Genomic DNA, 10,567 nt, shown 5'->3' with positions numbered 1-10,567 from the left:
TGGTGAAACAATTTCAAGATTAACGTTTGACTCAGGAATTGAATCCTCAACCAGGTTTGATACCTTGTCCATGTATTTGGTCATGTACTCATAAGTCGCACCCTCTGAACCGGTAACACTATAACGAAGCAGGCTGCGGTCGTCAAGCGGGGCAAGTTCCGATGGGATAACTTTTATCAGGATCCCGATGATAACGATCGAGGCTGCCAGAATAACGAACGATATCCATTTACGCTTCATAAACTTAACAAGCGACTCAGAATATGAGTTGATCATGTTAACAAAGAAAGGTTCCGTTTTTTCGTAGAATTTCGATTTCTTTTGATTTTTACGGATCAGTTTCACATTAAGCATCGGCGTTAATGACAGGGATACGAATGCTGATATCAACACCGCCCCGGCCACCACTACCGCAAACTCACGGAACAAGCGCCCGGTGAAGCCCTGTAAAAACACGATTGGTAAAAACACCGCTGCCAACGTAACGGATGTAGATACAACCGCGAAAAAGATCTCGGCAGAACCTTCAAAAGCCGCTTTACGGATAGCCATACCGGCCTCTACCTTTTTATAAATATTTTCCGTTACCACGATACCGTCGTCCACCACCAGGCCCGTTGCCAGTACTATCCCCAAAAGGGTTAATATATTGATGGAAAAGCCGAAGATGTACATGATAAAGAATGCACCGATCAATGATACCGGGATATCTATCAGCGGACGGAAAGCTATCAGCCAATCGCGGAAGAAAAGGTAAATAATAATTACCACCAGCACAAATGCCACGATCAGTGTTTCCTGCACTTCAGATATCGACTGGTTAATGAACCTGGTATTATCCAAGGCTACTTTTACCGAAATATCCGGAGGAAGGTCTTTTTTGATCTGCTCTAAACGGGCGTAAAAATCTTTAGCTATCTGTACATAGTTAGCGCCTGGCTGCGGCACCAGTGCCAAACCAACCATCGGCACACCCGATTCTTTAAATATGGTTTCCTCGTTTGCCGAACCTAACACCGCATAACCAATATCGCTCAGCCTGATCACCCGGCTACTATCGGCACGGATAATGAGGTTGTTAAAATCTTTCTCGGTTGCCAGCTTACCTAAGGCCCTGATGGTAACCTCGGTATTATTACCTTCAATTTTACCGGCAGGCAGCTCCACATTCTCTTTAGCCAAAGCAGCGCCGATATCGGTAGCTGTAACACCGAGGGCCGAAAGCTTGTTAGGATCAATCCACAGGCGCATAGCATATTGGCGCTGTCCCTGTACGTTGATGGTACTTACCCCTGGGATGGTTTGCAAACCTTCCAATAACACATTCTCCGCATAATCATCCAGTTGGTTTATATTACGGGTATTACTGCTCACGGTAAGGGTGATGATCTGGTCGGCGCTGGCATCGGCTTTGGTTACTACCGGCGGGGCGTTAATATCCTGCGGCAGCTGGCGCTGGGCCTGGCTCACTTTGTCGCGCACGTCGTTAGCGGCAGTTTCCAGATCGGCATCAAGGTCAAACTCAACCGTGATGTTGCTTTGCCCAACCGAACTGGTTGACGATATGTTACGGATGCCCGGCACACCGTTGATTGATTTTTCAAGCGGCTCCGTGATCTGCGATTCAATTACATCGGCATTGGCACCAGAGTAACTGGTGGATACCGAAATAATTGGAGGGTCAACCGAAGGGAAATCCCTCACCCCTAAAAACTTATAGCCGATAATACCAAACACAACAATAACCACAGACATTACTGTTGCCAATACCGGCCGCTTAATACTTACTGAGGATAAACTCATATCGGTTTATTTAATAACTTTTAAAATTTTCAAAGGCACTTTTGGTCGCATCTGGATTAAGCCGGATACAACAACGCTGTCGCCTGGCTGTAAACCTTCAATAACCTGGATCTTAGTATCTGTACGCAGATCTGTTTTTACCGGTTTTGATACCGCAATGCCATTGTGGTAAATCCAAACCAGGCTGCTTTTCAAATCGGGTATAACCGCCTCTGTTGGCAACAGGATGGTTTTAGGGATTTGATCAAGTGTTAGATTGATCTTGGCAAAGCTACCCGCAGTGAGGATCCCTTTAGGGTTTGGTGCTTTAGCACGCACTGTGATAGTACGTGAGCTGGCATCAATTGAAGGGTCGATAGCATACACCGTACCCACGAAATTTTCCATCGAGCTTTCGGTTTTAAACCTGATCTTACTGCCAGGGCCCAGTATGGAAAGATATCTTTCAGGCACAGCAAAAGTTACTTTAGCCGGATCGATATTAACCAAATTGGCAATAGGCGATGATGGCGACAGGTAACTACCCGGACTCACATTCCTTAAACCGATAGTGCCCGAAAATGGTGCACGGATCTCGGTACGGGCAATCTGCGCCTTAATGACATCGGCGGCAGCCTTTAAAGAGTTTAAGGAAGTTAACGAGGTATCATATTCTTCCTGGCTTATGGCCTCTTTTTGAAGTAACTGACGGTTGCGGCTTTCCTGTTGTTTAGCCAATGCTACCTGGTACTGGTTTTGTTGCAGTGATGCTTCTAAATCCTGGTTGTAAACCTTAACCAGCAGTTGCCCCTTGGTTACCTTAGTGCCTTCGTTGAAATATATGCCGGTAATATTGCCTGCCGTCTGACTTATCAGGCTCACCTTTTCGTTTGCATCAATAGTACCGGTAATATCAATGATGTTATTTACGGCGGTATCTTTAACTATCATTACGTTAACGCCTACCGGACCGCCTTTTTTCTTATCACCCTTACCCGAAGCCATAGCCGCGGCCGATTTCTTTGCCCCCTCGCTAAAAAATTTATTGTAAACTAAATAAGCAACCAGCAGGGCCAGCGCCGTGTAAATAATATATTTTGTTTTCATACTTTGTTTAATCCGTGTGTGGTTTAGCTTGTAGGGTTGTTTGGGGTGATATTAATGGGTTTAAATTTTTATGCATGCGGGTAAGTACGCTTTCAAATACCTGCATATCGGTTTCGGATATGCCATCGGTAATGTCAGCGTTAATGTTTTCAAAAGTTTCGATAATCTGGGGTACGGCCAGTTTGGCCTTTTCGGTAACGCGGAGCAGTTGCTGCCGCCTGTCGTTCGGGTTATTTTCACGGTAAACAAAACCCTTTTCGGTAAGCAGGTTGATGATATTCACCATGGCCGATTTATCCTTGCCCAGCAGGTGCGCCAGCGCGTTTTGGGTAAGCTGCCCGTCATGAACGTAAATGAGCGAAAGTATGTAATGGTACCGGGTAACATCCAGGTGAGTGGTATGTTTAACCAATACATCCAGGTACAATTTACCTAAGCGGATCAGCTTGCGCGAAATAGGTTCAATCAGTTCCATCGACTTAAAAATCGATGTAAAACTAATAGCATAATATTAACAATAGTTGCATGTATCAACCATTTTACAACGGTGTTTGAAGCGCAGTAACGCCACATATATAACTGATTATAGAATTTTTATAAATTGCGACCATGAAACTGACCAACCTACGCACGTTATTTTTTCTAACGATTTTTATTATGAGTAATACCATCAGCAAGGCGGCCGCCAACGCTCAGATCTCCTACAATGTTTCGTTTCCTGAAGCCCAGGCCCATTATGCTGACATTGAGATGCACATCACCGGCCTTCAGCAAAACACCCTTGAGCTTAAAATGCCGGTATGGACACCCGGTTCATACTTGGTACGCGAGTTCGCTAAAAACATTGAATCATTAACTGCCGAAACCAATGGCAAACCCGTTGCAGCACCCAAGATCAATAAGAATACCTGGCAAATTGTTACAAAAGGAATTTCGTCGGTAACAGTAAAATACAGGGTTTACGCCTTTGAGCTTTCTGTACGTACCAGCTTTATCGATGCATCGCACGGCTTCCTTTCAACCACCGGTATTTTCATTTACCCGGCCAATATGCTGCACTCACCAGCTACTATCCATATTAAACCTTACAAAAACTGGGATAAAGTTTCAACCAGCCTCGAGATGGTAAACAATGATCCTTTTACCCGTTTATCGCCAAACTTTGATATCCTGTTCGATTCGCCGATTGAAGTAGGCAACCAGGATGTTTTTGGTTTTGATGCATCGGGCGTTCATTATGAGATATGTATGTACGGCGGCGGTAATTATGACAAGGAAAAATTAAAAGCCGATATCCATAAAATTGTTGATCAGGAAGCCGCAGTTTTTGGCGAAAACCCCAACAAACACTATGTATTTATAGTACACAACCGCCAGCGTAATGGTGGTGGTTTGGAGCACCTGAGCTCAACTGTTTTAGGTGCATCACGCGATAACTATGCTAATGACAAAGGTTACCAAAGCTTTTTGGGCCTGGTAGCACATGAGCATTTCCATTTGTGGAATGTAAAACGCCTGCGCCCGGTAGTATTAGGCCCGTTTGATTATGATACCGAAAACTATACTACCAACCTGTGGATAGCCGAAGGCTTTACCGAATATTACCAGGGCATCATTGTTCGCCGTACGCAGCTATTTCCTGTGGGCAATTACTTTGATACCCTGGAAGGCGAGTTCAACATCCTCGAAAACCTGCCTGGTAAAGACGTACAAACCGTTGCCGAATCAAGCTTCGACGCCTGGATCAAAGCTTATCGCCCTAACGAAAACTCCAACAATACCACTATATCGTATTATAATAAAGGTGCGATCATTGGTATGATGCTCGATTTGGAGATCATCAACGACAGCAAAGGCAAATACTCGTTGGATGACGCCATGAAATACATGTACACCCAGTATTACAAGATCAAAAAACGCGGCTACACCGATGCTGAATTTAAAGCAGCCTTTGAAAAATTTGCCGGCAAAAAGCTGGATGATTTTTATGCTAAATACATCAACGGCCTTGCCTCTGTCGATTATAATAAATACTTAGGCTATGCCGGCTATAAGGTAGTTGATGAACTGGCCGATAAAAACGATGCTGCCTTTGGTATCACTACTGTAACAACAGCCAACAAAAAAATCATTGTGACCGGTGTGCAACGCGGTACCGCTGCTTATATTGATGGAATTAATGTAAACGACGAGATCAATGCAATTGACGGTACACTGGTTACCGATGCTTCGGCGCTGATCACCGGTAAAAATCCAGGCGACAAGATCCAGGTAACCGTAACCCGCGACGGGCAAGCCATTATCCTCCCGGTTACCCTGCTGAAAAGCAACCGCGTTAAATATAATATTGTAACTGTTGACAGCCCAAGCGAGCAGCAATTGACGGTAAGGAAAAAGTGGTTGAGCTTGTAAGAATTGTTTTTTTATAGAAAAGAAGGCGCCTGTCACGGCGCCTTCTTTGTCAATGCCAATTAAATATTATTGATTAAATTTGTATATGGAAACATTCATTGTACATCCTGAAAACAAAGAACAATCAGCAGCAATAAAAGCTTTTTTAAAAGCGCTCAAAATCAATTTTGAGAAACATGATAAAGGCTCATACAATGCCGAATTTGTTGAACAGGTATTAGCAGGCGAAGCGGCAAGAAAAGCAGGCAAAAAAGGCGTTAGGGTAAACACCGACGACCTATGGAAATAGACTTATACGAAAAAGCGATAAGGGACTTTGAATACTGGAAAAAGTCCGGTAATAAGGCTATTCAAAAAAAGATCTCGCAGATATTTAATGATATGAAAGCCCATCCTTTTGAAGGAATAGGAAAACCGGAGCCTCTCAAATATAAATTAACAGGAAAGTGGTCGAGACGAATAAACTCCGAACACCGCATTATCTACGATGTGGTTGATGAAACCATCAATGTTTATTCTTTACGAGGACATTATGAATGACCAACGAAGGTCGGCTGCAAAGCTGGCCTTTTTTGTTATCCGTCTCCTATTGTCATCCCGAACTTGTTTCGGGAACCCACAGGACAAGCTTCTGATTGCTTAGCATGCGTGTTACTTGGCGCGTGGGATGCTGAAATAAGTTCAGCACGACCTAAGGACATCAACAAAAAATTAAATTATTAACGCATAAGTTATATTTTTATAGCTTACGGCATTCCTGCTTAACCCATTCACCTGATGAGCAAAATTAAAGTTGAAGGTATTGAGATTTCTTTTTTTTCTGTTAATGACAGTGATTCCATCTCTCTTACCGATATGGTTAAAAGCCAACATGAAAATATCATTATTACTAAATGGCTCAGCTTAAAAAACACAATTTAATACCTGGGCGAATGGGAGGCATTGTACAACAAAGATTTTAATTATACCGATTTCGGTACAATTAAAAATGCCGCAGGCAGCAATAGTTTTGTACTGTCAGTAAAAGAGTGGATGCAAAAACCAACTCAACGCGCTACGAAATTCCATTTATACAGAAGAAAAAATTCAAAGCCCCTTTTTACCTGAAAGAAAAATTAAAGAAGAGTAATTAAAAATGCCCTCTGCAGCCTCATTAAAAAAAATACGCCCTATACAGCTTGTCGCTGTTATTTTCTTTACTGTATCTGGCGGCCCTTATGGCCTCGAACCGCTATTGAGTTATGCCGGCGATCACGGGGCTTTGCTGATCCTGCTTGTAACCCCTTTGATGTGGGATGTTCCGGCCATATTTACCGTGCTTGAGCTTAACAGCATGATGCCTATAACCGGCGGCTATTATAAATGGGTAAAATACGCCCTCGGTCTACACTGGGGCTTTATTGAGGGTTGGTGGACCTGGCTCTATACCTTTGTCGATCTTGCTATTTACCCGGTGCTTTTTGTACAATATGCCGGTTTCTTTTTCCCCGAACTGTTAAACTTCCAGATCCCGGTTTGTTTGGTGATCATCTGGGCATCGGCAGGATTAAATATCCTGGGCATTATGCCGGTGGGCCGGGTTTCGTTATTTTTAAGTGCTGCTGTGCTTGCCCCTATTATTTTATTGATCGTATTAGGCATTTATCACCATAGCGGAGCGATGCACATTCCATCATCATCATTAAAAGGGCTTAGTTTTCCATCGTTTGGGATGGCTTTGTATACTGTGATGTGGAACTGCCTGGGCTGGGATAATGTAACCACTTACGCCGAAGAGGTTGAAAAGCCTATCCGCTCCTACCTCATTTCTATCTTTACGGCTTTCGCGTTGGTAATGGTGATCTACTTTTTTGCCATTTGGGTAGCCCAGCAATCGGGCATTAACCATGATACATTAACCGATAGCGGCTTCCCGGCGTTAGGCGTACTCATTGGCGGACATTGGCTGGGCATAGTAGTAGCGGCAGGCGGTATGGCCAGTACCCTGGGTATTTATACAGCCGTGTTGTTATCGGTGTCGCGTGTACCGCAGGTAATGTCCGAAGATAATTTGCTGCCCAAAGGGTTGAATAGGCTTCACCCGCGTTTCAAAACACCATTCGTTTCCATCATTATCTGCTCCATAGTAGTAAGCTTTATGGTACTGTGGACCTTTGCCGACCTGCTCATCATCGATGTAACCGTTTACGGTGCCGGTCTTTCTTTAGAATATGTAGCCCTCGTAAAACTCCGCATCAAAGAACCGATGAAGGAACGGCCTTTCCGCATTCCGCTTAGTGTTACCGGCTTGTGCCTGGTTTTGCTGCTGCCATTTATTGTTTACAGCGTAGCGCTGGGCGGGGCATTAAGCTCGACACCGAAAGCTCTTTCGGCAGCTATTTTTGCGCTGGTGGCGCTATCAAGTGCCGAGGTAGCATGGCAAATCATCAAGATTAGCAGGCCAGAGTTGAAGCAATGAGTATACACGAATTATATTGGCTATCTAAAACAATTAGTTCGAATTTCACAAATCGTGACGCAGAAAGAAAAACTCGTGTAATTCGGTTAATTTGAAAAAATTAGTGGCAAAAATTTCTTCAACCCATTGCCAATTGGATAATTGCTGGGGATTTATGTAAATTCGGTTCTTTCGCAAAATTTCTATCATATGAAAATCAAACACCGATACCTGATGCTCATTGGAGGTCTTGCTATTTTTGCAGGCTGCCAGAATAATAAAAGCGTGCCCGCCGAAAAGGCTGTTACCGCCGCCGAAATAAAAAAATACATTTCGGCATTAGCCAATGATTCTATGATGGGCCGCAAGCCTTTCACCGCCGGAGAAGACAAAGCCATCAAATACATTTCCGAGCAGTTTAAAAAAGCAGGGCTTGAGCCGGGCAATAATGGCAGCTATTTCCAGGATGTGCCCATGGTGCAGATCACCAGTACGCCCTCTCCCGTAATGGAGATCTCCGGCGGCAAAACCCCGCTCAGCCTGCACGCTACTACCGATTTTGTAACGTTCAGTCGCCGCGAGGTTGATTCGGTAACGCTTAAAAACTCACCGTTGGTTTTTGCCGGTTACGGCGTTGTTGCACCCGAATATCACTGGAACGATTATGCTGGTCTTGACGTGAAAGGCAAAACAGTTGTGGTACTGGTGAATGATCCGGGCTTTAAAAACGGCGACCCTACTTTCTTTAAAGGCGATACCATGACCTATTACGGCCGCTGGACATACAAATACGAAGAAGCTGCCCGCCAGGGTGCTGCCGGCGTACTTATCATCCACCAAAAAGAGCCCGCAAGCTATGGCTGGGAAGTAGTATCCAACAGCAACACAGGAGCTAAACTTTATCTGCAGCAAAAAGATAAGCATATGAACCGCTGTAAGGTTGAAGGCTGGATCACCGAAGATATGGGCAAAAAGCTTTTGGCCGAAGCTGGCATCACCGGCGATTTCCGCGCATTAGCCCGTAAGAAAGATTTCAAAGCCATCCCGCTTAAGCAATCCGTTACTTTAACTATCAACAACCAGCTAAAGTATTCTACATCACATAATGTTATCGGCACGCTTAAAGGCAGCTCACAGCCCAATGAATATGTATTATATACCGCCCATTGGGACCACCTGGGCATAGGTAAGCCCGATGCAAAAGGCGATAGTATCTACAACGGGGCTGTTGATAATGCCGATGGTGTTGCAGCCATCATCAGCGTAGCCAATGCCTTCAGCAAGGCTAAAGAAAAACCTAAACGCTCTATCGTATTTTTAGCTGTTACTGCCGAAGAGCAGGGCTTATTGGGTTCGGAATATTATGCCACCCACCCTATTTACCCGGTTAACAAAACCGTAGCCGACCTTAACATGGATGCCCTTGGCGACTACGGCGAGACTAAAGATATAGCTGTAACAGGTAAAGGCCAGAATGAACTGGAAGATTACGTGGATGAAATAGTCAAAGCGCAGGGCCTCAGTACAGTTGGCGACAGGCACCCAGGTGCAGGCAGCTACTACCGGTCGGATCATTTTAACTTTGCCAAAGTTGGTGTGCCGGCGCTTGATATTAACAATGGCAGCATCAGCGTAATACATGATGGCAGCTATGGCGAGGCCAAACAAAAAGATTACGGCGATAACCGCTATCACCAGCAGGCCGATAACTACACTGATACCATGGACGCCACCGGTATGGCCCAGATAGCCAACATCCTTTACGAAGTTGGCACTAAGCTAAGCAATGAAACCACATTCCCCGGCTGGAAAAAAGGTTCGGAGTTTAAAGCGGTTAGGGATAAATCGATGAAGTAAAAAAAAGTTGGTCATGCTGAACTTGTTTCAGCACCCCACTTGCTAAGCAGTGTGCAATGCAGGCTTTATACCCTTATGATGGGGTGCCGAAACAAGTTCGGCATGACGTTTATAATTAAATTCACCATAAAAAAATCCACCCCGTAACAGAAGGTGGATTTTTTATTGATATATAGTGAAACTAACCCTTAAAGGGGTTTAGTTGCTCATTTTAGCTATGTTGAAGCTTTCGTAGGCCATTTGCCTGTTATAATCGTTGGCGATGGTTTTGTAGTTGATCAGGTCGACAATGGTACCGATGAAACAAAAACCTGCGGTGAAAAAGTAAAGGATACCCATACCTATCTGATCGGTCATGAAACGCTGCACGCCTGATACACCAAGGAAACCGGCAAGCGTAGCAAACATGATGTCTTGAGGGTTACGTCTTTTGCTGGCATAAAATGACATAAAAGTACGTGCCTGATTTTCTGTTAATGAGGCAGTAGCCTGTTGCAGAAATGTATATTCTTCGGGAGTGATACCGTCGAAAGACATATATGGGTTTTGATAAGTGTTCATCTCAGTAAGTTTTAAAGTTTGCGATTGTTTTATGATATAAAGGTACAATCGTGGCCTTAAAACGCCTATGAGAGATAGGTTAGCGGAGATAAGTAGTCGGTGAAATGATGGGTTTTGGCGGTGAAAAGTATCGCGGAAATCTTACCGATAAGGTTAGTGGATGAATAAACAAACTATGTCATTGCGAGCGCAGCGTGGCAATCGCACGGAAACATGGCCGCTCTGTATAGTATGCGATTGCCACGTCGCACCCCGGCACAACCCCGTTTTGCTCCTCGATTTCTATGATCTAAGCAACTAATTTGAGATAATTTTTTTCATATTTTCTATTTTGGTTTACGCAGGAAAAAATGCGTTGTACCAGTTTATTCCTGATAGCGTTTAAGACACTCATTTTATTCTTTTTTTCAA

The 10,567-nt window shown here is 44.1% G+C and carries 10 protein-coding genes; 6 read left to right on the top strand and 4 right to left on the bottom strand.

Annotated features, from left to right (window positions below; genetic code table 11):
- From VF500_RS28000 to VF500_RS27990, 3 genes are all read right to left on the bottom strand, one after another.
- Positions 1-1,803: efflux RND transporter permease subunit (locus tag VF500_RS28000; RefSeq protein WP_330862816.1), on the bottom strand; the 1,803-nt coding region annotated here is incomplete at its 3' end.
- A gap of 6 nt (positions 1,804-1,809) precedes the next feature.
- Complete coding sequence (locus tag VF500_RS27995) at positions 1,810-2,889, bottom strand: efflux RND transporter periplasmic adaptor subunit (protein ID WP_330862815.1); 1,080 nt, start codon at positions 2,887-2,889, stop codon at positions 1,810-1,812.
- Between the two features lie 7 nt (positions 2,890-2,896).
- Positions 2,897-3,364 (bottom strand): MarR family winged helix-turn-helix transcriptional regulator, encoded by a 468-nt coding sequence (locus tag VF500_RS27990; protein ID WP_330862814.1) that lies wholly within the window; start codon positions 3,362-3,364, stop codon positions 2,897-2,899.
- Between the two features lie 182 nt (positions 3,365-3,546).
- Here VF500_RS27990 and VF500_RS27985 point away from each other — a divergent pair, with 182 nt between their 5' ends.
- From VF500_RS27985 to VF500_RS27960, 6 genes are all read left to right on the top strand, one after another.
- Complete coding sequence (locus tag VF500_RS27985) at positions 3,547-5,301, top strand: M61 family metallopeptidase (RefSeq protein WP_330862813.1); 1,755 nt, start codon at positions 3,547-3,549, stop codon at positions 5,299-5,301.
- Between the two features lie 85 nt (positions 5,302-5,386).
- Complete coding sequence (locus VF500_RS27980) at positions 5,387-5,590, top strand: DUF2683 family protein (RefSeq protein WP_091210290.1); 204 nt, start codon at positions 5,387-5,389, stop codon at positions 5,588-5,590.
- Positions 5,581-5,841, top strand: coding sequence for a Txe/YoeB family addiction module toxin (locus VF500_RS27975; RefSeq protein WP_091210289.1), 261 nt, complete (start codon positions 5,581-5,583; stop codon positions 5,839-5,841). Before VF500_RS27980 ends, VF500_RS27975 begins: the two co-directional genes overlap by 10 nt.
- A 237-nt stretch (positions 5,842-6,078) precedes the next feature.
- Positions 6,079-6,222, top strand: a complete 144-nt coding sequence (locus VF500_RS27970) for a hypothetical protein (protein ID WP_330862812.1) — start codon at positions 6,079-6,081, stop codon at positions 6,220-6,222.
- A gap of 214 nt (positions 6,223-6,436) precedes the next feature.
- Positions 6,437-7,759, top strand: coding sequence for an APC family permease (locus VF500_RS27965; RefSeq protein ID WP_330862811.1), 1,323 nt, complete (start codon positions 6,437-6,439; stop codon positions 7,757-7,759).
- Positions 7,760-7,948: 189 nt separating this feature from the next.
- Positions 7,949-9,595 carry a M28 family metallopeptidase gene (locus tag VF500_RS27960; protein ID WP_330862810.1) on the top strand — a complete coding sequence of 549 codons (1,647 nt, stop codon included), beginning with the start codon at positions 7,949-7,951 and terminating at the stop codon, positions 9,593-9,595.
- 198 nt (positions 9,596-9,793) lie between these two features.
- Here VF500_RS27960 and VF500_RS27955 read toward each other — a convergent pair whose 3' ends face one another.
- Positions 9,794-10,156: a TM2 domain-containing protein gene (locus VF500_RS27955; protein WP_022830459.1), complete on the bottom strand. Its 363-nt coding sequence runs from the start codon at positions 10,154-10,156 to the stop codon at positions 9,794-9,796.
- Between the last annotated feature and the right edge of the window lie 411 nt (positions 10,157-10,567).

It is taken from the genome of Mucilaginibacter sp., from assembly GCF_036383575.1.
In the GTDB taxonomy this organism is placed as follows: domain Bacteria; phylum Bacteroidota; class Bacteroidia; order Sphingobacteriales; family Sphingobacteriaceae; genus Mucilaginibacter.
This window is presented reverse-complemented; position numbering and strand designations above follow the sequence as displayed.

Coding starts and splice junctions, on each gene's coding strand:
- VF500_RS27960 (WP_330862810.1), top strand. CDS start 7,949: ATGAAAATCAAACACCGATACCTGATGCTCATTGGAGGTCTTGCTATT.
- VF500_RS27985 (WP_330862813.1), top strand. CDS start 3,547: ATGAGTAATACCATCAGCAAGGCGGCCGCCAACGCTCAGATCTCCTAC.
- VF500_RS27955 (WP_022830459.1), bottom strand. CDS start 10,156: ATGAACACTTATCAAAACCCATATATGTCTTTCGACGGTATCACTCCC.
- VF500_RS27970 (WP_330862812.1), top strand. CDS start 6,079: ATGAGCAAAATTAAAGTTGAAGGTATTGAGATTTCTTTTTTTTCTGTT.
- VF500_RS27990 (WP_330862814.1), bottom strand. CDS start 3,364: ATGGAACTGATTGAACCTATTTCGCGCAAGCTGATCCGCTTAGGTAAA.
- VF500_RS27965 (WP_330862811.1), top strand. CDS start 6,437: ATGCCCTCTGCAGCCTCATTAAAAAAAATACGCCCTATACAGCTTGTC.
- VF500_RS27995 (WP_330862815.1), bottom strand. CDS start 2,889: ATGAAAACAAAATATATTATTTACACGGCGCTGGCCCTGCTGGTTGCT.
- VF500_RS27975 (WP_091210289.1), top strand. CDS start 5,581: ATGGAAATAGACTTATACGAAAAAGCGATAAGGGACTTTGAATACTGG.
- VF500_RS27980 (WP_091210290.1), top strand. CDS start 5,387: ATGGAAACATTCATTGTACATCCTGAAAACAAAGAACAATCAGCAGCA.